Here is a 23614-nt window from a genome sequence, read left to right as displayed (position 1 = left end):
TATTACTAAAAGGACTTAATAAGATGTTAGCAGCCGTGACCCCTTCACTTCTGAATGTACGCAGTATGCCAACCCCAAGCTCAGCTATTTTAGGCCAGTTAACCCAAGGCATGGTCATAAAGGGTGAAGCGCCCATAGACAATTGGATACAGTTTACTTACCAAAATACCTTTGGGTTTATCTCAGCCCACTATCTACAACCAATCAATGATCTAGCCAAACTAACAGGCACAGTAAATACCGATCGCCTAAACGTTCGTGCCGCGCCATCAGCAAGTGCTAAATATTTAGCCACTTTGAACCGCGGAGCTTCAGTAAAAACCTTAGCCTTTGTGAATGATTGGCTAGAAATTGAATTTAATGGCGACACTGCATATGTAGCTTCCGCATACGTAGACTTAGTCTATGTCTCAACTGGTTATTACGCCAAAGTCACTGCTGATTTACTCAATGTACGAGCAGCACCTTTTCGAACAGCCAATTTATTTGGACAACTAGCCCAAGGTGAAACAATTTGGGTAGAAGGGAAACAAAAAAGTTGGAGCCAGATTCGCTTCAATGGCAATAGAGGATACGTGGCCTGTGAATATATCACCAAAATTGAAAGCCAAGAACCTGACCCTTTAATAATTCAAGACTCAGACTACTCCCCCATACCTAAGAGCAACAATAACCAAGACTTATCAAGATTAACCCCAACCACAATCCTAACTGTTACAGGTTCCAATGAGCAACGAAATGCAGCGGCAACATGGAATAAATGGGGGGCGCTATTACAATCACTTAGCACCCAAAAAGAGCTAGATGTGGCCTGTGCTCTCGCCGTACTATGCGTAGAAAGTTCAGGTAAAGGATTCGAACAAAACAACAGTGATCGCATGATCATCCGCTTTGAAAATCATAAGTTTTGGGGCTACTGGGGCAAGTATCATCCGCAACAATATCGGCAACATTTTCGCTACAGCGATGAAAAAGTATGGCAAGGCCACCAGTGGAGGCGAGAACCAACAAGTGAATGGGTAAGTTTTCATGGTCGCCAAACGAGCGAATGGCAAGTATTTGAATTTGCTCGGCAACTTGATGAAAAATCCGCCATGCTATCGATAAGCATGGGTGCACCACAAATAATGGGGTTTCATTTTGAACGGATTGGATATCAATCCGTTATAGAAATGTTCAACGCCTTCTCTAGTAACATCCAAGGCCAAATTAATGGCCTGTTCGATTTCTTTTCGCCCAGAATGCTAGGGTATTTAAGAGATCTGTCATTTACAGAATTTGCAGGTATGTATAACGGCTCAGGGCAAAAACAAGTTTACGGCGACAAAATACAAAAACACTACGCAGCATTTAGAAAAATGATGCCAAATCTAGACAAAACACTTTCCTAGGAGGAAATATGAACGTTTTTTCTTTCATCAGTAATATTTTTGAACCAGCAGTAAAGTTAATAGATGAAGTACACACCAGCACAGAAGAAAAACTACAGCTGCAAAGTCAAATAAAAGCAGTTGAAAACGAGCTTCTAGCTAAGGTGATAGACTATGAAAATCAATTACTCAAAAGTAAAACAGACATAATTACAGCAGAAGCCACGGGGCAATCGTGGATGCAGCGTAATTGGCGCCCTATTACCATGCTGACATTTTTAGCCTTAGTGGTATTTGATAGCTTTGGCTGGTTGCCCAACCCATTGGCCAAAGAAGCTTGGACCTTATTACAAATTGGCTTAGGTGGTTATGTGGCTGGCCGCTCTGCGGAAAAGATGACCCAACAATATTTAAAGGCACGACCTGCCGAGCCTAAGAACGACGCCGCAAAAGGGTAAGAGTATCAGTCAGTGGCAATATTTTTTTGCCACTGACAAACTTAATGATTCAAGCCCCCCTTTCTATTACTGCTCAAAAAACGCTCTAACCAACTCGACTTTTAACACGCACTTCCGTATGATGCGCGCCTTTGTTTACACGACAGCTGTTCGTGTAGGCCCATCTATTTACTTTATCTCTGGACGACACACTTTTGATTTCTACTGCAAATATCACCATGCAATTTGGCGCTGAGCCATTGTTTGAAAACATATCAGCCAAATTTGGCGACGGCAATCGCTACGGGCTTATTGGTGCCAACGGATGTGGAAAATCAACCTTTATGAAAATCCTCACTGGGGAATTAGTTCCCAGTGCCGGTAATGTGTCTATTACCCCAGGAGACAAGGTAGGTACCCTTAGTCAAGATCAGTTCGCTTTTGAAAAATTCACTGTTGTCGATACCGTGATAATGGGTGACACCAAGCTTTGGAAAATAAAGCAAGAGCGAGACGAAATCTATGCTAAGCCAGAAATGAGCGAAGCAGACGGTATGCATGTAGCCGAGCTCGAAACCCAATTTGCAGAGATGGATGGTTACACAGCAGAAGCAAGGGCCGGAGACCTTTTAATAGAAGCAGGCATTGAAGAAGATTTTCACTTTGGTTTAATGTCACAAATTCCCCCAGGGAAAAAGCTCAGAGTATTACTTGCTCAAGCACTGTTTGCTGATCCAGACATACTATTATTGGATGAGCCTACCAACAACTTGGACATTTACACCATTAATTGGTTAGCTGAAGTACTTAACCAACGTAAATGCACCATGATCATTATTTCGCACGATCGTCACTTCTTAAACTCAGTATGTACCCACATGGCTGATATTGATTATGGCGAGTTACGCATATATCCGGGTAACTACGAAGCCTACCAAGCTGCATCATCGTTAATACAAGAACAATTATTAACAGAAAACGCCAAGAAAAGTGCCGAAATGGATGAATTACAAGCCTTTGTTGACCGTTTTTCAGCCAACGCCTCAAAAGCAAAGCAGGCCAGCTCTCGTGCTAGACGCCTTGAAAAAATTACCTTAGATGAAGTGAAGTCCTCTAGTCGTCGCACCCCTAGAATAGTCTTAAAACAACATAAAAAGCTGCATCGCCAAGCCTTAATCCTTGAGCAATTTGGCCATGGTTACGACGATAACCTGCTATTTAAAGATGGCGAGCTTATCCTAGAAGCCGGAGCCAAACTTGCGGTAATTGGAGAAAACGGTGTGGGCAAAACCACCTTTCTGCGTTGCCTAGTTAATGAACTCGAAGCTAAAGAAGGTGTTGTTAAATGGTCTGAAAACGCATCCATAGGTTATTGCCCACAAGACAGCACAACTGATTTTGCAGAAGACTTAACTTTATTCGATTGGATGTCACAGTGGCGCACCCCAAAACACGATGACTTAGCTGTCAGAGCAATGCTAGGCAGCCTACTTTTTAGTGCAGATGATTTTAACAAAAAGGCAAAGGTTTGCTCAGGTGGTGAGAAGAACCGCTTATTGTTTGGTAAGTTAATGATGTCTGATATTAATGTACTGATAATGGACGAGCCTACCAACCATATGGATATGGAAGCTATCGAAGCCCTTAACAATGCCTTAAAGAAATTCGACGGTACCCTGATTTTTGTAAGCCACGACAGGCAATTTGTATCATCACTAGCCACAAGAGTTATTGAAATCAAAGAGCAAGAAGTCATTAACTTCCAAGGTACCTATAACGAATATCTAGCAAGCCGAGAAGAAGCCAAAGCTAGAGCCTAAACTAAATATGGGGTGCACTGCTCACCCCACCCAACACCGGTAATAATTTTATACCATAAGTTTTTCTTAGTGCCCCCATAGCTTTTATATTGGCCCATTGCATAGCTCACAAATACTAATTAGTCTAGGCTCCCAGTATTTTTACAGACAGAGTGGCCGATGAACCAAGATAACAAAAACAACCCTTTAATCGATTCTTCACGCCGTAATTGGCTTAAGTCCGTTGGAATAGGTGCCAGTGCTGTTGCCTTGTCATCTTGTGTTAGCTCAAGTGTTAAAGAGCTTAGCGCTGCAGGAATGAAGACTGACCATTTCCCAACCGCTACGCCTAACGTAAATGACGGTTTGGTTCGCTTATCATCAAATGAAAATGCGTTCGGCCCTTCAGCAAAAGCTGTTGAAGCAATGAAAGGTGAATTGTTTAATCTTGGTCGCTATGCCGATGCCACTGTAGATGTACTTATTAAAAAGATTGCCACTCAAGAAGGCGTATCTGAAGACCAAATTATTGTTACTAACGGCTCATCTCCAATTTTGTTTGGTTATGCAGACTGGATTGTTAAAAATGGTGGCAAATTAGTTACCTCAATGGCGACATACGAAGGTATACCTCGCGGTGCTAAATTCATGGGTGCTGATGTGACTTTTGTACCATTAGACGCGGACATGAATTTTGATTTAGATGCCATCGAAGCTGCAGTGACAGACGACACCACAGCTGTTTATGTTTGTAACCCAAATAACCCAACAGGAACAGTAGTTGATGCCGCTAAATTAACTGCATTTGCTAAGCGTGTATCTAAGAGATGTCAGGTTTTCATTGATGAAGCTTACATCGAAATGACAGATGCATATCCAGCTAACGTTCAATCTAAACTTGTAGCTGATGGTTACAACGTAGTAGTTTGCCGTACATTCTCTAAAATCCATGCCATGGCAGGTCAACGCTTAGGGTATGCAATTATGCCTGCTGAACAAGCTAAGTCTATGGGCCGCTTATTACGTATGGGTGGGGTTAACTACCTAGGATTAGTTGCTGGTATGGCGAGTATGGACGATCACGATAACTTAAATACAATGCGTGAGCGCGTAAAAGTTGAACGTCTTAAATTAACAACAGCCGCTGAAGAGCTTGGCCGACCGTATGCGAAAAACCCACAAGGTAACTTCATTTATATGGATACCGGCATGCCTCATGATGAGTTTGCAGCCAAAATGAAAGCATTGAAAATCAAAGTGGTTGGCAGAACTTGGCCTGGTTACGATACTTGGTCACGGATCAGTGTTGGTACACCATCAGAAACAGATGCATGTGTTTTAGCATTAAAGGCCGTTTACGCTTAGACCGACTTACAATAATAATAATATACCTTCATATAGACCCGAGTAGAGCTAGCAATAGATATACTGAGGTCTACATGAAACACTGCAGCCCAGTCACATTTGACTGGGCTTTTTTTATTCTCAGTATTGAGTTTAAGACTCGCAACTACCATGGTGAATACAACAAAACTTGATAACATAGCCACATATGACAATCCAATGGCCTTCAAGTAATGCAAAACCATAACGCCTCTCCCCTAAATGACTTTATTGAATATCCACCAGCAGAAATGCTACAGCGTTCAGAGCAGTTTTATGCAGATATAAAACGTCGTCATAGCATTCGCCAATTTAGCAGTCGTCCCGTTGATAAAGCTATTATTGAAAATTGCTTAAAAGCTGCAGGTACCGCACCTAATGGCGCAAACCATCAGCCTTGGCACTTTACTGCAATACACTCACCAGAAATAAAAAAACAAGTTCGAGAACAAGCAGAAGCCCACGAACGAGGCTTTTATGAAGGCAGAGCAGGAGAAGAATGGTTAGGCGCTTTAAAGCCATTAGGCACAGACGCAAACAAGCCTTATCTTGAACACGCCCCTTGGTTGATTGCCATTTTTAGTCAGAAAACCAAAGAGTCAGAAGCCGGTCAAAAACAAAATAACTACTATGTACACGAGTCAGTGGGTATCGCCACAGGGTTTCTTATCAATGCTCTACACCATTCGGGTTTAGTCACCCTTACCCACACACCAAAGCCCATGAGTTTTTTATCGAAAATTTGCAAGCGTCCAGACAACGAGCGCCCCTATATGTTGTTAGTTGTGGGATACCCAGCAACCGATGCAACCGTGCCTCTCCATGCTTTGAATAAAAAACCGCTAGATGAAATAGCAAGTTTCATGTAATGACAAATAAACGGCTCTACGCTTATGCGCCACTTTTATTTTCAAGCTTTAGTATGGCTTGTCCAAATTGGCAGGCCAGCACTACAAACAACCAAATATCCGGATGGGATCATCAGTTAAACCCACAAAATATAAGAGTCGTAAGTGATCCTAAAGGTAGTGATGCCAGGGTTGTAAACTTGACCATCACAGAAAATTCAACTTGGCCTAATGGACATACTAGGGCTGAAGTAAAGCATGATGGTTGCGCGACACACGAAGGTGAAAATACATATTTTTCTTGGGAGTTTTATCTAGAGGAACCCATCAAACGCTTTAATCATATAGCCTACTGGGAAACCGCCCACAGCTACCAACAAAGCATGGGATTTTACCTAACACCAAAAATAGAGAACGGAAAGTCCATTACAGAATTGGCATTTTTTAGTAACCAACCTCACCCCAATGTCCATTGGCAAACCATACTTCAAGTAGGTAAGTGGCATAAAATAGCCATGGCAATTACTTGGTCAGAGAAAAAAGAAAACGGCAAAATTAGCTTATGGTTCAATGGGCAAAAAGTAGTGACTCAGCTAGCCGCTAAAACCAAACCAGACACTCACCCTTTATTTATTCAACTTGGCCTTCACAGAAACCAATCAGAAGCACCAATTGATTCTATTTATATACGCAAGGCTAAAGAAACGACTTCATTAGCCTTACTATTGAATAAATAAAGCTAATTAATTCGCTAGATCCGCTTCTCGGGTCGTTTTAAAATCCGATGCCATTTTCCATTTAGGCCAATCCCTAGAATTTGCTAAGGTAGCGGTAATATCTACCATCAATTCTATATCTTGCTTCACACCACCAAGTGACCAATCGCTGGAGTAGTCATCTGCTGCTTTATGATATTTATGGGCAATATAATCTGGGTCAGTATCACCTAAACTCATAAACAACAGGCTTGGTACACCTTGCTTAGCCATTGAAAAATGGTCAGAGCGGAAAAACAAACCATTTTGAGGGCGAGGGTCAAGCTTTACCCTACGATTTTATTTAGCAGTTGCAGCAGCAAGGTAGTCTTCCATTTCTGATAAGCCATCACCGTATTGCAGAATGTAATCCACCTCATCAAGGACATTCATGCCATCAATGTTAACTAAAGCGACCATATCTTTGGTAGCTATAATCTCACCTTTAGAAAACTGTTCAGAGCCAATTAAACCAGTTTCTTCTGCAGTAAAGTTGATAAACAAGATAGACCGCTCAAAAGGGTTAACCTTATGCTTGGCCATTAATATTCTAGCCATTTCTAAAGTGCCCGCAGTACCCGATGCGTTATCAACCGCGCCGTTATAGATAATGTCTCCACTAGGCGTTTTCTTAGTACCAAAGTGGTCCCAGTGGGCCCCTACCAGTAAATATTCGTTGGGATACTTACTTCCCTCAATTTTGGCAATGACATTATGAGAGGTTGCGTGGCTTATGGTATTTTTAAGGGTCAAATTAACATTTTGCTTTAAGGTAACGGCACGAAAGCGTTTACTTAAGGCTTGCTTCTTAAGAGCTTGATAATCAAGGTCAGACTGTTTAAAAATGTCCTCGGTAGCCGCCAATTGTAACCAGCCCATTATGGGCAACTTAGAGGCATTATCAGATGCATCAACAAGTGTATATTTGCTGCCTGTATTAGAGCTTTCTACCACACTCCAAGGGTAAGCTGCAGGGGCGGTTTCATGTACTATCAAGACTGCTTTTGCACCTTGGCGAGCAGCTTCTTCATATTTGTAAGTCCAGCGACCATAGTAGGTCATGGCATTGCCTGTAAATATCTCTGGGTTTTGTGTGGCAAATCCTGGGTCATTCACAAGGACGATGACGGTTTTACCTTTAACATCGACATCAGCATAGTCGTTCCAATTGTACTCTGGAGCATTAATGCCATACCCCACAAATACCAAAGGTGTGTTATCTAATTCTATTTTTTCTGTAATTTGCTCAGTACGAGCCGTAAAGTCTGAGCCAGAAGCGAAAGTTAAATTACCAACTTGCAAGGTCATATTTTGATCTGGAGTAATCTGCGCCATAGGCACAGCTTGATAATAATGCCCTAAAGCCGATTCGCCAACTTTATTGGGGTTAGCCCCAACAAGCCCCATTTTTTGGTACTCGGTTGCCAAATACTCAATCGTAAGGGCTTCACCCTCGGTTAAAGGTCCGCGGCCTGCAAACTTATCAGAAGCCAACACTTTAATATGTTCAGCAACCAAAGGTAAATCAACCGAAAAATGCTCTTTGGGGTCTGCAAAAACAGTAAAATTAATAAGTAAAAAAGATAGCATGAATAAAGACTTAAGACGTAAACCAATAAAGCGGAAAAAGAGTATAGGTGACATTTATAGAATCTCTTAATTATAATAGGGTAAGTTTATCGCACTTGCCTATACACTTCTAAATAAACCGCACCTACCTTACACATTTGATCACGAGACATACATGAAGCTAAATTTCCATAAATCATTCTGGGAAGCCCCCTGCACCACCGAACAGGATTTACACCAATTACTCGAACGAACCCATAGAGATGGGTATCAAGGCACTGAGTTATTTTTACCTTTTTTTGACTTTGATGCTGAATTGACATTGGCAGCCCATCGCCAACATTCCTTAAACATTATTACCGGAATAGCCACAGAGGGCAGCAACTTAGCAGAGCATCTTAGAAGTATGGAGCGGCAGGTTGAAAAAGCCATGTCATTTAATCCTATACTCATTAACAGTCATACCGGCCGTGATATTTTTAGCCTAGAAGACAATCTAGTACTGTTTGAGCATGCTTTAGAGTTAGAGCAAAAATTCGATATTTGCATCACCCACGAAACCCATAGGTTTAGACCTACCTTCAGCACATTTGATACAGAAAAAATCGTCGCTGCATTGCCTGAGCTAAAATTGAATTTAGACATTAGCCATTGGATGGTGGTTCACGAATCCGATCTAAATGACCAATTAGCCCGGTTAAAGAAAATTTTTCCTCAGGTTCATCATATTCATGCCCGAGTGGGATTTGAAGAGGGGCCTCAGGTAACTAACCCACAAGACCCTCTATGGAAAAGCCATGTAGATAACCATGTGAAGTTATGGCAAAGCGTCATAGATTTCGCTAAAAAACGCAATCAAGAAGACTTTACTATCACCCCAGAGTTTGGGCCATTTCCCTACGCCCATGTGCAGCCCCAATCACATCAACCTCTAGCTGATATTTGGGAAGCCAATAACTTTATGCGTAAGCACCTACAAGACAGATTGAGTTAAGCAACTCAATCTGTCTTAAGGCCAAGATTAACTTAATGTTTTAAGCTGCTCGATAACATCTTCTGGCTCGGAACGGTTGCGATAATCAACATCAACAAAACGCCACACAATATCGCCCGCTTGGTTAATAATAAATGTCGCAGGGATAGGTAAAATACTGCCGTTACCGTTATTAATTTTTTCTAAATCTAACCCTCTGTCCTTTTTCATATGCTCGGTTAGTACTTCAGGTACTTGCCATGCCACACCAAAGGCCTCAGCTAATTTTGCATCTTGGTCAGATAAAACCGGAAATGTCAGCTCTTGCTTTTCAACAATACTTAATGACTCGTCTGGCACTTGGGCACTAATAGCCACGAGCTCAGCATTTAGCCCGTGAATTTCTGCTAAGCGCTGACTCAAGGCTCTAAGCTGCAGGTTACAATAAGGGCACCAACTGCCACGGTAAAAGGTCACCACTAGGGCGCCATTTGCTAATAAGTCACTAGACTTCACTTGCTTGCCATTGGCATCAGGTAAATCAAAACTTGGTGCTTTACTACCAACCGCTAAAGCACTATCACCTTGTTTAAACGCTACAGCATCCGCTAAAAGTTTATCTACCTTTTGAGCGAACTCAGGGTTACCTTGGCGGGTTTTATCCATCTGCGCATCTGTTTGACTTCTAAGACTTGTCATTTTTCAACCTAATCAATTATATAGAGGGGATATACTTAAGTTCCCATGAAACACGTATCCAGAAAAACTCATAGTCTGATTTTTCACAGCAGCTAGAGTCGAACACTTATTACTAGATATTGTGTTATAGCACCGTGATTTAAAGGTCATATTAAATATTTATGGACCAGTGCGTTATATGTGACCTATTAGTAACTAAATAAATTCCCTAGCTGAATGAATAAGCAAAACTACTTTTACCCCTCTGCCAAATAGACAAAAAAGTCCCCAACCAAGAACTAACTTTTTATGGGGACAGCACAGAGACAAACTTAATTGAAGAGTAAAGACTTAAATTAAGAGTGGTTCAACTCACCATTTGCAGACTCAAGGTGAGCCCTAACAAACCATTGAAACTGCTCTAACTCTGCCAATTGACCGGTAATAATATCTTCAGATACCGGGTCGATGTCGGCTAAAGCATCGATAGCTTTACGGTGATCTTTGTTAATGCCTATGTAGACATTATCTAAGGCTGACAAATGCTCATTAACCAAAGCTTTACCTAATGCATACTCTTCCCACGAACGTCTATCAACGATTGATTTTGGGGTGCCTACAGGTACTCCGCCTAAGGTTGCGATGCGTTCAGCTAAGGTATCGGTCATTTCTCTAACACTTGCTACCTGAGGGTCTAACATTTCATGGACACTAATGAAGTTAGGCCCCACTACATTCCAATGAATATGCTTAAGGGTAAGCTGCAAGTCAATTAGGGCCACCATTCTGTCTTCTAGCGCGCTAATGGCTTGTTGCGACGAATCATCACTCACACTTGGGGCTGTGAATTTTGCTACTTTTGAAGAATTCATGTTTACTCCTGTAATTTTGTTCTTGGTGAACTTTTTCACTCAAGGGTTAAATCTCACAGTTAAGACTGCAATCCTTGTACCTAATCACAAAATAAATATAAATCACTGTTTTAATTGACTTTTTATAACTTTATTGGTGGAAATATTTTCCATATAAAGCTAAAGCACTGAAATATTTACACCTTAGTATGAGCTATTTACAGTATTGCAGAGCTACTTAAATTCGTGCGATTTGTGGTTCAGTTGCTTAAGGGGGTTATAGGTTCTCTAAAACATGCTTGTATAATCAGAGGGCACTTTGGGCGAAACCGATACTAAGACAGTGCTTTAGTTAGGAAATTAGTAGGTATTGTTTAAGGCATTAAAAACTTAATGCCTTAATAACAAAGCTTTTCACTCGGCAGTTGCCGTTTAAATTTCCTTAAATTACAACTGACCTAGTAGGCTTATTTAATTGAACTTAGCTATCACTAACAGGGATGATATTTAGCTCAACTCGTCTATTTTGCTGTCGCGTAGCTTCTGTGTCATTGCTTGCTATAGGGTCAGTCTCACCCATTCCCAATGTACGAAGTCGTTGGGACTCAACACTTTTTTGTTCTAAGTATCCTGCTACGCTATTCGCTCTATTTTCTGATAACTGCTGGTTAAATTGACTATTACCCACTGAATCAGTGTGACCCTCTATGCTGAGCTTAGTTTTGTCATACTTTTTAAGGATTAATGCCACATCATCCAACACCGGATAAAACGCAGAGCTAATACTGGCGCTCCCCGTATCAAAGGTAAAATTGCCCGGCATGATCAACTTTAACTGGTCGCCTTCTCTAACCACACTCACATTGGTATCAGCCAACTCTTGTTCAAATTCTTGCTCTTGCTTATCCATATAAGAACCAATTGCCGTACCAGCTATGGCGCCAAGTGCTGCGCCCCATACATACCTGCTTTTGTCATTATCTCCTGTACCTTTACCTACCAAAGCACCCACTGCAGCACCTATGCCTGCTCCTTTTTGAGTATTAGTTGATGATGCACAACCGGTAACTAGTGCCAGACTTAAAGATGTGACTAATAGGGTCTTTTTTGTGAATATTTGCATACTTATTTCCTGTATTGACTCAATCAATAAGCTTGATTGCAATAATCAGTCCCTAATAGGCCCCTACCCCAACAAAACAAAAAACCGTTTAAAAACATAAAGTTAAAAAGTTAGCAGGGTAAATACAGAAGTAGTGCAATTAAAATAAGTAAGCTTTACAAAGAAACTGTGAAGAAAACACACAGTTAGCTAATTGACTAAATAGCTAGTTTGATTCTGAGTCTTGAGACAGGCTAATTGACTCGTCAACTGAAATTTCATATTCATTAACAAAGGCGTTATGAAACAAGGAGCGAATTGCATCAAAAGTTGAAATTTGAGTGTTATCTATTGTACCTTCAATGGGCACATTGATAGCAATTAGATTCTTAGCGTCGCTCTCGAATATACTGGCTAAACCGTCTACCAATCCTTCAAAAATCCCAGTGAATAAACCGTCATCGTCTTGATTAATATCTTGCTCCCAACTAAACACGTTAGCGTCATATATACCTGCTTTGACATAACCTTGTACTTCACCGTTTAGCGATGAAATCTCAATTGCTGCATCTATATCGCCTTGCTCAACATCAACAGGGGCATAGAAATCTATGAATTTATCTATGCTCACAACAGGCAACTTCTGCATGCTAAAATCAATATCGAAAGTAGGCAGTGCAGTATCAGGATTTACTGATCCCGCCAAGTTAGCGTTAGCAATACCCATAATATCTGCAGTTAATTGAAAGCTTGCCACTTTATTACCCGAGAATGCCCGAGAGTTGGTAATATTGAGAATTTCACCTTCAACATTTTCTAAATACGTTCGGTTTTTACTGATCTTATCTATATTGAATAACTCAGCTTTAGAGTCAGTGACTACCACCTTGTCTATGCTAATTGGGCTGGCAAAATTAATTAAGGTTAACCAAGTATCAGCCTGAGTGGCCTCCTCTTGTATGCTGTTCTCTTGGTTAGCTTGATCAATAAAAACAAAGGATGCTTGGTCAATGTATACCTCGGCCACTATGTCTCCATGGAATAACCCAGACCACAAGATTGATAAATCTACAGTCTTGGCATACACACTGGGTTGGTCTTGATTAGGCTGCAAATAAAGGGTTAATCCATTTAACTGATAAGCGCCACGAAACAGCGCTAAATCAACATCTTGCACATAACCGCTAATGCCTTCTACCTCTTCTAATTGTTGGTTAATAAGGTCCTTTACTATATAGGGCGCTGCTACTCTAGCCCCCACAATTACAAGCACTAGAGAAAACAACAAAACAGGCATTTTAGTAAAGACTTTCATTCAAAAACTCTTATTTAATTAAATTAATAGGCGTGGCTAAAGAGCGAGCAATATACTGCTATGAACCAATAACACCTGGAAAACCAGAATGCGGAGGTAAGGATAACAATTGGTTGGCTATGGCTAACTCGTATTTTGCAGCCTCAGACACACCGTTATTTAAGTATCTTGAAGCATTTTTAAGGCGCTTTAGCAGCTGCTGGTATCGCAATTGAGATGCAATGTTTGGATCAGATGCCAACGTGTTTTGTGCAGCATTACGCAAACCTTCAACCTCTACAAATAAATGCTCATGTTTAGCTCCACTAAAATCGGCCCTTACATAATTATCTATCTGTTGCACTTCGTTATAAACAAGGGGGCTAGCACCAACCACACCCACTGCAAAGGTACCGGCTAATAGGGTTTTAGTAATCATATTCATAGTGACTCTGCCTCTAAGGTTTAAACATTAATGCACTTAAAATGCGTACATTGAATTTACTAACCTTATTGCAGACGCTATGCCAGTAAGTGTTGAGCCAATTTTTGCAGCAGTAAATTTTAATTATTATTTAAATTCAATTACTTAAAAAATTGGAGGTTATATTTTTAACTACCGAATTTGGCTAACCCAAAAGTGACTTGTGTAATTTTTACGAATATGATGAAAATGATACAAGGGAAATAAAACCATGAGACTTAAAAATATAATGGGTATTATGCGTCCCTAAAATCTAGTTTCAAAAGTGATAGAAAATGGCGTGTAGCCACTAAATTTACACTACAATCCATCACTAAAATTTTTAACAGGGGACTGAATATGAAAACAGGGACAAAGTGGTCACTCAGAGTTTTTTTAACACTGATAATTGTTACAGCAATTGCATGGTGGGCAATAGGCCCAGATTGGCGTGCTTTTTTGGCAGATCCACCTAAAGATACAAGAATTCTTTTTTGGAGCCAAAGTCAACGTGATCAGGGCTTTAAGCTACTCGATCAATTGCCTTGGTTAGTAAAATCTCGCGAAATCACGCCTAGTGAAAATGTCAGACCTTTACCAAAGGGAGATGGAATTTCATTAAGCCAAGATATTAACGCCTTTTTCGAAGAGCAAAATTTATCTGGCGCATTAATATTACACAAAGGCAAAATACGTTACGAAAAGTACGGTTTAGGGCACTCTCCAGACAAGCGTTGGACTAGTTTTTCAGTGGCCAAGTCCTTTACTTCAAGCTTGGTGGGAATAGCCTTAAAAGAGGGGCATATAACAAGCCTTAACGACAAAGTCTCTGAGTATATTGTTGGCCTAAAAGGCTCAGCCTATGACGATGTCACAATTGAACAATTACTCACAATGACATCAGGCGTTGCTTGGAACGAAAGTTACACTGACCCAAACTCAGACGTATCACAATTTAACTTGCACCAAGCTGAAGATGGCTTACCAAATATTGTTAGTTACATGCGCCAACTTAAAAGAGCCCACCAGCCTGGTGAAAAATGGCATTACTCTACTGGTGAAACCAACTTAATAGGAATTTTAGTTGAACAAGCAACAGGCCGTCATCTTGCGGATTATCTGACTGAAAAAATTTGGCAACCCTTTGGAATGGAAAACAAAGCAAGCTGGTTATTAGGCGCAGACGGTTACGAAATTTCAGGTTGTTGTATTCAAGCCAGTTTACGTGACTTTGCACGTTATGGTTTGTTTATATTAGAAGGAGGGATCATAAACGGTGAGTCGGTTTTCCCCGATGACTGGTTAGCAAAAGCCACAAATAAGCACACTGATTTTGGTATAGACGGCAAGGGTTACGGATATCAATGGTGGACCTTTGATGACGGCAGCTTTACCGCCAGAGGTATTTTTGGGCAAACCATTTTCATCGACCCTAAGCTAGAATTAGTCATAGCTTTCAACGGCAATTGGCTCAACGCCAGTGATCCTATATTAAATAAAAAACGCTTTAACTTTATTGACCTAATAAGGGCATCAATAGATGCAGAAACCAATTAAAAAATACATTTAATTTATGTGTTTATTGAAATAACTCAACTTACTCGGCTCAAGGTATGAGCCGAGCAACCCACCCTAATCGCCTCACAAACAAGTAAAGAATATCTAGGCGCTTATTACACTAGAAAAACCAAAGTGCAACCGTCAATGATGGCGCATATTTAACAAAACAGACATGTTAATTCTGTAATTACCCTACATCGTTCCAAACGATGACAACAAACAACAGCATGCTACCCTCTTTATTTCTTTGCACTGGTGATAACGAACAAAATCCCACTACAAATCATCAATGCGCCAGCTACTAATGGGAAAGTCAGGGCTTCACCTAAGAATAGACTTGAAAATAGCAACCCAGTTACGGGTACACCAAGCATGGAAGTTGATACAAAGGTACCGGGCAGTCGCCTACTCGCACTATTCACTGCACAAAAGCAAAATGCCGTGGCCAATGGACCTAAGTAGAGACCAATTACCCAAAGGTCAACGCTACCATCTCCAGTAAACGGACCTTCCATCCAATAGGCCAGAAAAATTAAAGGAATCGTTGCTGTAAGCATTTGCCAAGGGGCCAATTGAAAAGCCGAAGCGGCTGATTTTGAATGGCGTAAATGAATAATACACAAGCTCCAACAAAGAGCTGCTATAAGCAATAATCCATTTGCTATTAAAAGGGTTGAGTTGCTCCAATCAAAGCTAAAAGGATTAAACAAAGTGATCACACCAGTTAACCCAAGTATAACACCTAACCATTGTTTTACCGATAGCGTTTCGCGAAAGAATGCCACAGATAAAGGTAGCACCCACAATGTAGTTGTATATGCAAGGATAGCAGAGCGCCCTGCATCAACTTGTGTCATGGCAATGGAACCGAGTACAGTAAATACCATCATTTGTATTAGGCCAATACTAAATATTAATGGCAGGTCCTGTTTTTTAGGTATATACAGGCTGTTAGTTACTAACTGGAAAAGGAAAAGTGTTGAGCCACCCAATGCAAATCGCGTCATAGAAAACCAGACCGGCGTAATATGATTTAGACCTTCCTTCATAACAGGCCAGTTTCCTCCCCACACGATAATTGCCACAAATAGAAAACACAATGCTTTAGTCCTAGGAGAAAGCAAAGAGATGCTCCAACGGGTTTCGGTATAATTCGATGTAATAACTTTTGACATTGTGAACTCGTATGCGCTGGGTAATGACATAGAAATAGGTTACCTAAAACCACACAGAAAGAGTTTCCTTTTTTTATCGAATAAACACTATTTTCAGTATATATTATCTATTAAAACAAATTTTACAGGGCAATTTTCATGGTTAAGCTGGATAATAAAGATATATCCATCCTCAACAACCTTCAAGTGAACAGTAATATCACAAATGCTGAACTAGCTAACTTAGTGAACTTGTCAGCAACGCCATGTTTTAATCGGGTAAAACGACTCGAAGAAATGGGGATTTTGAATGGCAAGGTCTCGCTTGTCTCGGCTAAGAAACTTGGATTGAATGTGAATGTATTTATTCATATACGCTTGAAAAAGCAGGATGAAGAATCACTTGAATTGTTTGAATCGGCCATCGAAAAATGTCAAGAAGTGATGGAGTGTTATCTTATGACAGGTGACGAAGACTATTTACTGCGAGTATTAGTACCCGATATTCATGCGTTAGAGACGTTAATATTAACTCGACTGACAAAAATCCCAGGCGTTGAAAATATTCGCTCTAGCTTTGCACTCAAGCAGGTGAGATATAAAACTGCCTTGCCACTACCTGAGCAAGGTTTAACGCTTAATTTTTAGCCTCAGCGGTTAATTTGGTGAGCCCACTGAGCGAGCAGAGGCTTTACATTATCAGAATAGGCAAGCGTAAGACTTTTCACAGAGTTTTATGTGATGTGTTTAAGTTATTAAATAACCATCACATCAGGTTAAATAATGAAGGATGAGTTCAAACCATTTTATTTAACCCCATATATGAGGTTATTTAACAATAACAACCATACTAATCTCCGATAAAACTAATCAATAGTATAAAGCAGGCTAGTATGGTTTACATTTTCCAGACTAATAACTACATAGTGACGAACTCTTCACCCGATGTTGGGTGAATTGCCACACAAGCATCAAAGTCTGCTTTGGTTGCGCCCATTTTCATTGCTACACCAAAACCTTGCAAGATTTCGTCCATACCAAAACCAATACCGTGTATACCCACTACTTTTTGGTTTTCACCAGCACAAACTAACTTCATGCGCGTCATTTGACGGTGCTTAGTGACCGCTGTGTACATAGCAGCAAAACCAGACTTAAATACTGTGATGTTATCTTCACCGTATTCTGCTTTAGCTTCTGCTTCACTTAGCCCCATAGTGCCAATTGGCGGGTGACTAAATACCACTGTAGGTATTAGGCTGTAATCCATGTGGGCATCGGTTTGGCCGTTAAACAAACGCTCTGACAACAAACGGCCAGATTTAACAGCAACAGGGGTAAGCTCAACATAACCTATGTTGTCGCCTACTGCATATACACCTTCAACGTTAGTATTTTGATATTTATCAACCTTGATATAACCGCGGTCATCTAGCTCAACACCAATTTTGTCTAAGCCAATTTTGGCTGTCGCAGGTTCACGGCCTATGGCCCAGATAACGCAATCGGTTTCGATTTTATCGCCACTTTCAAACTCAATGGTAAGCGAACCATCAGCATTTTTAAGTACTTGAGTAGGGGTTGCATGGGTATGAAGAGTGGGGCCATCTTGCTCCATTAACTCTACTAATGTTTCAGACAGCATAGTGTCAAAGTTACGCAGTGGCGCATGTTTACGCACCACTAAATCTGTTTTAGTACCAAGGGCATGCATTACACCAGCAAGCTCTACTGCGATATAACCAGCACCCACTACTACAGCACGTTTAGGCTGTTCGGCTAGTTCAAAAAAGCCATTTGAGTCTATGCCTAAATCAGCACCAGGAATATTTGGCTGTACTGGGCGGCCGCCTGTAGCGATTAGTATATGATCAGCGGTATATTGCTTACCGTCTACTTCAACTGTGTTTTTATCAACAAAAGTGGCAAAACCTTTAATTAGGGTTACACCATTTTTTTCAAAACCACCGCCGTAACTTCCGTGAATACGCTTGATATAAGCTTCACGGCTATCTACTAAGGTTTTCCAGTCAAACTTATTCACTGTTACGTCAAAGCCATAGTCTGGCGCATATAAATTAATAGCTTCTGCTACATGGGCACCAAACCACATAACTTTTTTAGGTACACAACCCACGTTAACGCAAGTGCCACCTATGGCAACAGCTTCTATTACCGCGGCCTTTTTGCCGTGTTTAGCTGCGCGATTTGCCGATGCAATTCCACCGCTACCGCCACCAATACATATAAAATCAAAATCTGCCATAAGTCTGCCTTAGTAAAAATAGTAAATAGAAGATAATGCCTATTAGAAAAAATTAACACCGTATTTTCTCAATTAATGTAATCGAGTAAATCAATGTAGGCATACATATCTTTAGAAAGACCTTATTAAAACAAATTAATTGCACAGAGTTAAAATTTTCTAATGGGATAAGTGCTCTGCTATTGAGATTTAATGTAACCAACCCAACCTTTATAATTAAATTAACGTAAAAAGACCTTTTTATGACGAACCCAATAAACGATTTATCTGGCCTGCCTCAATTTTCTGCCATTAAACCTGAGCACATTCAACCAGCCATCGAAGAAGCGATTGCTGCCTGTAAGACTAAAATTTCTGATTTACTCAGCCAAGACAATTACAGCTGGGATAGCCTAGTGGCACCGATTGAAGAAATTGATGATGAGCTAAGCCGTAAGTGGTCTCCTGTGTCGCACATGAATTCAGTGGTAAGTAACGATGCACTTCGTGAAGCACACGATGCATGTTTACCAGCGTTATCAGAGTACGGAACTTGGGTGGGGCAAAATGCCGACCTTTACAATGCCTACTGCCAAATTGAAGCAAGCACTGAATTTGCTGATTTGTCAGAAGCTCAGCAAAAGGTTATTACCCAAGCAATCCGTGACTTTAAGCTTTCGGGTGTAGCTTTAGACGAAGACAAAAAAGCCCGTTATGCTGAAGTAAAAAGTCGTTTATCAGATTTAGGCTCGACCTTTAGCAACAATGTGATGGATGCCACCTTAGGCTGGCAAAAACATATCACTGATAAAGCAGAACTTGCTGGGTTACCTGAGTCTGCGTTAGGTGCAGCAAAACAATTAGCCGAAAGCAAAGAGCTTGATGGCTGGGTATTTACCTTAGACATACCGAGTTATTTACCGGTTTTAACCTACGCAGACAACCGCGAGCTACGTGAAGAAATGTATCGCGCCTATACCACTAGAGCCTCTGAACAAGGGCCAAATGCTGGCAAATGGGACAACACAGAGATAATCAACGAAACCCTAACCTTACGCCAAGAACTATCTAAACTACTTGGGTTTGAGCACTTTGCTGAATACTCACTTGCTAGCAAGATGGCCAACTCTAGTGAGCAGGTAAATGGATTTTTATTAGACTTGGCGAATCGCTCAAAACCACAAGCTCAGCAAGACATTGACACCCTTAACAGTTATGCCCAAGAGCATTTTCAAGCAGGTGAATTACAGGCTTGGGACTTTGCTTATTACAGCGAAAAACTAAAAGAGCAAACTTACAAAATATCTGACGAGCAGCTGCGCCCATACTTTCCCGAAAGCACGGTAGTAAAAGGCTTGTTCGAAGTAATATCAAGGCTATACAAGCTAACGGTCACCGAGCGTGAAGGCGTTGACACTTGGCATAAAGATGTGCGTTTTTACGATATAAAAGACGAGTCAGGCGAGCTAAGAGGCAGCTTTTACCTAGACTTATACGCACGTGAGAAAAAACGCGGCGGCGCTTGGATGGACGAATGCCAAGTACGCAGGCAAAAACTAGACGGTACTCAGCAGTTTCCTGTTGCCTACCTAACCTGTAACTTTAGTGGCCCAGTAGGTGACAAGCCTGCACTATTTACCCACGATGAAGTCGTCACTTTATTCCATGAGTTTGGCCACGGTATTCACCACATGCTTACCAAAATCAATGTGGGCGGTGTATCAGGCATAAACGGCGTAGCATGGGATGCAGTTGAGCTACCTAGTCAGTTTTTAGAAAACTGGTGCTGGCAACCAGAAGCACTTAGCTTTATATCTGGTCACTATGAAACCGGCGAGCCACTACCTCAAACACTATTAGACAATATGTTAGCTGCCCGTAACTTCCAGTCGGCTATGCAAATGTTGCGTCAGCTAGAATTTAGTATTTTTGATTTTAGCCTGCACGAAAACTTTGTAAATGCAGAGCAAACCAATGTGCAAGCATGGTTAGACCAAGTTCGCGAGCAAGTAGCAGTACTAACCCCGCCTAGCTTTAACCGCTTCCAAAACAGTTTTGGGCACATATTTGCAGGTGGCTACGCAGCGGGTTATTACAGCTACAAGTGGGCAGAAGTGTTGTCGTCTGATGCCTTTAGCCGTTTTGAAGAAGAAGGTATTTTTAACCAGCAAACCGGACAGGACTTTTTACACAACATCCTAGAAATGGGCGGCAGTAAAGAGCCGATGGAGTTATTTGTGGCCTTTAGAGGACGTGAACCAGAAGTAGATGCATTATTACGTCACTCTGGTATTGCTGCCTAATGTAGCTAAACGCTAACTCTAAAAAACACCAACTTGCACCACTATGTAAACTTAATTTTATGTAGTGGTGTATACCCTGTTACTGCCCCCAAATATAAATTACACCATGCAAAATTTAGAAAAATTTAAAGACATATACCAGCGAGCCTGCGAACGAAAAGGTGGCCCCAAAGTACTAGAGGCCATGTTAGCAAAACCTTTAACGCCTGCAGAATTACAGCAAATAGGCGACGACCGCTTTTTAGCCGAGTTTACCCAAAAGGTATTTCAATCTGGTTTTGTGTGGCGTGTTGTAAGAAACAAATGGCCAGACTTTGAACGTGCATTTTTTGGGTTTGAGATAGAAAAAGTACTACTCATACCTGATGAAATGTTAGAAAAAAAGGCCGCAGACCCCAGCATCATTCGCAACTTCACTAAGGTGAAAACCATACGCGACAATGCACAAATGATTGACACTGTAGCCCGCGAGCACGGCAGCTTTGCTAAATTTGTAGCTAACTGGCCAACAGATGACATTATTGGTTTATGGGCATTTTTGAAAAAAAACGGCGCTCGCTTAGGTGGAAATACTGGCCCCTATGGTTTACGGGCTATAGGTAAAGATACCTTTTTACTCACCAATGATATTGTCGGCTACTTTACCCAAAGAGGCATAATCTCAGGCTCAGCCCAATCAAAACGCTCACTAACCGCGATACAACAATCCTTCAATGAGTTACAACAACAAAGTGGCCGTTCTTTACAAGAATTAAGCTTAATTATATCCAGAAGCGTTGGGGATAATATTCTCTAGCAAGCGACAAGCAAATTAAAGCTTGTTGGCCTGTGGGTAATTAAATGGACGTACTCGTGTAAGTATTTTATCTTGGTGTATCTGTAAAATTCGGCGTAGCTAATATACTTCATGCTCACAAAAGGTAAGTTTAACCATGCGCAATAAGGAATATCTGTTATTGGTTCAGGAGGGGCATTTAACGCGCTCTGCCTTGATTGGTGGATTAAATTCAATTAGACAATCAAATATTGACGATAATAAGCGAGGGCTCTTTTATTCAGGTCTTTTTGAACTTGCGACAGGTTTTGAAAGGCTTATGAAAATAGTATTTATCCTAGATTATAAAATAAATAATGACTTCAAAAACCCGAGTGATAAGCAATTAAGAAGTTTTTCGCACGATACTAAAAACCTATTTGTAAAATGTGCTGAGTTAGCTTTGAAATACAACTTAAAAAATGAGCTAATTTTGAATGATCGCCAGACAAAAATACTAAATGTACTGTCTTCTTTTGGAAAAGGGTCACGATACTATAACTTAACAGAGTTAGCTGAAGGTAATAATAAAATTGATCCTATAGCGCAATGGCTTGATGTGATTGACGATCATACCTTGGAACTTCGAAACGATGTGAGAGAAAGATTACAGCAAGTTGCTCTTTCACAAGGTAAGCCAAACTCTTGGTGTCAGAATATAACTGGAGAGCCTGTAACAACTATCGATTATCATTATTATATGCTCACAACTGAGAAAGCTAACCCTCATATAATTTGGTCAGTAATAGATATGTTAAGACCGTTTTATAGTATGTTGCATGAACAAGTTAGAACTCTTCATGATAAATGGAATCAAGAAGAAAACATTCCATTTATGTGCGATTTTTTTCCATTTTTCCTTACGCATAAAAATGTCGTTTTAAAAAGAAAGCGATGGGCTCTGTAAGCTGAAAGTAAATATTGACATCAAAGAATAAAAACTGGCTTATTCAAGAGTAAAAAATGAATCCGAAACATCCAAAATATATAGGTATTATTCTCGGCGTCCTTTACGGTTTATCCCTCAGGCTTTTGTGGGAAATCGAAGCCTTTCGAGATCTGGGTCGAGTAGTGACAGTCTCATTTACCTTTTTTGTACCCTTTGTAATCGGATTTATCCGTATTCACTTTGAATGTAAGGTCAGTCCTAACCTCACGGTTAGCAAAATGATTACATTATCTTGGCAGCCTATTTTCTTTTTCCTATTGGCTACAGTGATCACTCTATTAGAGGGAAGCATATGTATAGCGATGGCATTACCCGCGTTTATGTTTTTTTCTAGTCTGGGCGGCGTAGCTGCAGGCTATTTAAATAGATATTTTACTAAAAAACGTAACGCGACTTTAATGTCAGTAGTATTATTTCCAATTTTGATCTCGCCAATTGAAACAAATTTTATAGCGTTAACTAAAACCTATACAGTTGAAAACAGTATCACTATTTATGCTTCTCCAAGTGTCGTTTGGAAACAGCTTGGAGAGGTTGAGTTAATTCAGCCAGATGAGCTGGATATAACACTGACTTCACTGATCGGCGTTCCAAAACCAATTAGGGCAAGCATGAGCGCAGATGGAGTTGGGGCTGTACGAACTAGTGAATGGGAAAAGGGAGTAATATTTAGGGAAGTTATTACTTCTTGGAAGCCAGAAAGAGAGATGACCTACTCCTTTGATATCGATCCTGAAGCAATCCCAGACGACGTATTAGATAAGCACATTAAGCTTGGGGGTGAATACTTCTCACCTTTAAATGGCGGGTACTACTTATCGACAGACCATAATGGCAATACCGTTTTAACGTTGAAAACTAGATTAGTAGACAATACTAACTTTGGCTTTTATTCCCGTATTTGGGGGGAATTAATCTTTAAAGACTTTCATAATTCGCTGTTAAAACTAATGAAATCTAGAGCCGAGCAATTTACTCATGATAAGTTAATCCAGCAAGGTGTCGTAAACCTTGGCACTTAATAGGCATTGAGTATCAAATAAAAAAACTATGCTTAAATTCCAAAA

20 protein-coding genes and 1 pseudogene are annotated in these 23614 nt (G+C 40.6%); 13 read left to right on the top strand and 8 right to left on the bottom strand.

Annotated features, from left to right (window positions below; translation table 11 throughout):
* The first annotated feature begins 23 nt into the window (after window positions 1–23).
* From ACMUMK_RS00580 to ACMUMK_RS00555, 6 genes are all read left to right on the top strand, one after another.
* Window positions 24–1391 carry an N-acetylmuramidase domain-containing protein gene (locus ACMUMK_RS00580; RefSeq protein WP_414699188.1) on the top strand — a complete coding sequence of 456 codons (1368 nt, stop codon included), beginning with the start codon at window positions 24–26 and terminating at the stop codon, window positions 1389–1391.
* Window positions 1392–1399: 8 nt separating this feature from the next.
* Window positions 1400–1828: a 3TM-type holin gene (locus ACMUMK_RS00575; protein WP_414699187.1), complete on the top strand. Its 429-nt coding sequence runs from the start codon at window positions 1400–1402 to the stop codon at window positions 1826–1828.
* A gap of 194 nt (window positions 1829–2022) precedes the next feature.
* A complete protein-coding gene (locus tag ACMUMK_RS00570) occupies window positions 2023–3627 on the top strand; it encodes an ABC-F family ATPase (RefSeq protein ID WP_414699186.1) in 1605 nt (534 codons plus the stop codon).
* 159 nt (window positions 3628–3786) lie between these two features.
* Window positions 3787–4971 carry a pyridoxal phosphate-dependent aminotransferase gene (locus ACMUMK_RS00565; protein WP_414699185.1) on the top strand — a complete coding sequence of 395 codons (1185 nt, stop codon included), beginning with the start codon at window positions 3787–3789 and terminating at the stop codon, window positions 4969–4971.
* A gap of 212 nt (window positions 4972–5183) precedes the next feature.
* Window positions 5184–5858 carry a nitroreductase family protein gene (locus tag ACMUMK_RS00560; protein WP_414699184.1) on the top strand — a complete coding sequence of 225 codons (675 nt, stop codon included), beginning with the start codon at window positions 5184–5186 and terminating at the stop codon, window positions 5856–5858.
* Complete coding sequence (locus ACMUMK_RS00555) at window positions 5858–6574, top strand: heparin lyase I family protein (RefSeq protein WP_414699183.1); 717 nt, start codon at window positions 5858–5860, stop codon at window positions 6572–6574. Before ACMUMK_RS00560 ends, ACMUMK_RS00555 begins: the two co-directional genes overlap by 1 nt.
* Window positions 6575–6580: 6 nt before the next feature.
* Here ACMUMK_RS00555 and ACMUMK_RS00550 read toward each other — a convergent pair.
* Window positions 6581–8182, bottom strand: a pseudogene (locus ACMUMK_RS00550) (M28 family metallopeptidase).
* Window positions 8183–8336: 154 nt separating this feature from the next.
* Here ACMUMK_RS00550 and ACMUMK_RS00545 point away from each other — a divergent pair.
* Complete coding sequence (locus tag ACMUMK_RS00545; RefSeq protein WP_414699182.1) at window positions 8337–9155, top strand: sugar phosphate isomerase/epimerase family protein; 819 nt, start codon at window positions 8337–8339, stop codon at window positions 9153–9155.
* Window positions 9156–9182: 27 nt separating this feature from the next.
* On the opposite strand, the gene ACMUMK_RS00540 is transcribed toward ACMUMK_RS00545, so the two are convergent.
* From ACMUMK_RS00540 to ACMUMK_RS00520, 5 genes are all read right to left on the bottom strand, one after another.
* Complete coding sequence (locus tag ACMUMK_RS00540) at window positions 9183–9833, bottom strand: peroxiredoxin-like family protein (protein WP_414699181.1); 651 nt, start codon at window positions 9831–9833, stop codon at window positions 9183–9185.
* A gap of 335 nt (window positions 9834–10168) precedes the next feature.
* Complete coding sequence (dps, locus tag ACMUMK_RS00535) at window positions 10169–10684, bottom strand: DNA starvation/stationary phase protection protein Dps (RefSeq protein WP_414699180.1); 516 nt, start codon at window positions 10682–10684, stop codon at window positions 10169–10171.
* A 460-nt stretch (window positions 10685–11144) separates the two neighbouring features.
* Window positions 11145–11786 carry an OmpA family protein gene (locus ACMUMK_RS00530; protein WP_414699179.1) on the bottom strand — a complete coding sequence of 214 codons (642 nt, stop codon included), beginning with the start codon at window positions 11784–11786 and terminating at the stop codon, window positions 11145–11147.
* A 205-nt stretch (window positions 11787–11991) separates the two neighbouring features.
* Entirely contained in the window at window positions 11992–13080 is a 1089-nt protein-coding gene (locus ACMUMK_RS00525; protein ID WP_414699178.1) for a DUF748 domain-containing protein, read from the bottom strand.
* A gap of 58 nt (window positions 13081–13138) precedes the next feature.
* On the bottom strand, window positions 13139–13504 hold the full coding sequence (locus ACMUMK_RS00520) for a hypothetical protein (RefSeq protein WP_414699177.1): 366 nt from the start codon (window positions 13502–13504) through the stop codon (window positions 13139–13141).
* 378 nt (window positions 13505–13882) lie between these two features.
* Between ACMUMK_RS00520 and ACMUMK_RS00515 the strand changes: the two genes are divergently transcribed.
* Entirely contained in the window at window positions 13883–15079 is a 1197-nt protein-coding gene (locus ACMUMK_RS00515) for a serine hydrolase domain-containing protein (RefSeq protein ID WP_414699176.1), read from the top strand.
* A gap of 242 nt (window positions 15080–15321) precedes the next feature.
* Here ACMUMK_RS00515 and ACMUMK_RS00510 read toward each other — a convergent pair whose 3' ends face one another.
* The gene (locus ACMUMK_RS00510) at window positions 15322–16257 is read right to left on the bottom strand and encodes a DMT family transporter (RefSeq protein WP_414699175.1); all 936 of its coding nucleotides are present in this window, start codon (window positions 16255–16257) and stop codon (window positions 15322–15324) included.
* Window positions 16258–16395: 138 nt separating this feature from the next.
* Between ACMUMK_RS00510 and ACMUMK_RS00505 the strand changes: the two genes are divergently transcribed.
* A complete protein-coding gene (locus ACMUMK_RS00505) occupies window positions 16396–16884 on the top strand; it encodes an Lrp/AsnC family transcriptional regulator (RefSeq protein ID WP_414699174.1) in 489 nt (162 codons plus the stop codon).
* A 271-nt stretch (window positions 16885–17155) separates the two neighbouring features.
* Here ACMUMK_RS00505 and gorA read toward each other — a convergent pair whose 3' ends face one another.
* On the bottom strand, window positions 17156–18502 hold the full coding sequence (gorA, locus tag ACMUMK_RS00500; RefSeq protein WP_414699173.1) for a glutathione-disulfide reductase: 1347 nt from the start codon (window positions 18500–18502) through the stop codon (window positions 17156–17158).
* A gap of 242 nt (window positions 18503–18744) precedes the next feature.
* Between gorA and prlC the strand changes: the two genes are divergently transcribed.
* The 4 genes from prlC (at window position 18745) to ACMUMK_RS00480 (ending at window position 23569) form a co-directional block, all read left to right on the top strand.
* Complete coding sequence (prlC, locus tag ACMUMK_RS00495) at window positions 18745–20784, top strand: oligopeptidase A (RefSeq protein ID WP_414699172.1); 2040 nt, start codon at window positions 18745–18747, stop codon at window positions 20782–20784.
* A 106-nt stretch (window positions 20785–20890) separates the two neighbouring features.
* Window positions 20891–21580, top strand: coding sequence for a DNA-3-methyladenine glycosylase I (locus ACMUMK_RS00490; protein ID WP_414699171.1), 690 nt, complete (start codon window positions 20891–20893; stop codon window positions 21578–21580).
* A gap of 136 nt (window positions 21581–21716) precedes the next feature.
* Window positions 21717–22505: a hypothetical protein gene (locus ACMUMK_RS00485; RefSeq protein ID WP_414699170.1), complete on the top strand. Its 789-nt coding sequence runs from the start codon at window positions 21717–21719 to the stop codon at window positions 22503–22505.
* 56 nt (window positions 22506–22561) lie between these two features.
* Window positions 22562–23569, top strand: coding sequence for a hypothetical protein (locus ACMUMK_RS00480; protein WP_414699169.1), 1008 nt, complete (start codon window positions 22562–22564; stop codon window positions 23567–23569).
* Window positions 23570–23614: the final 45 nt, after the last annotated feature.

This window comes from Paraglaciecola sp. 2405UD69-4 (assembly GCF_047525415.1).
Lineage (GTDB): Bacteria > Pseudomonadota > Gammaproteobacteria > Enterobacterales > Alteromonadaceae > Paraglaciecola.
Note: the sequence above shows the minus strand (reverse complement) of the source record. Positions and strands in the feature narration are given on the sequence as shown.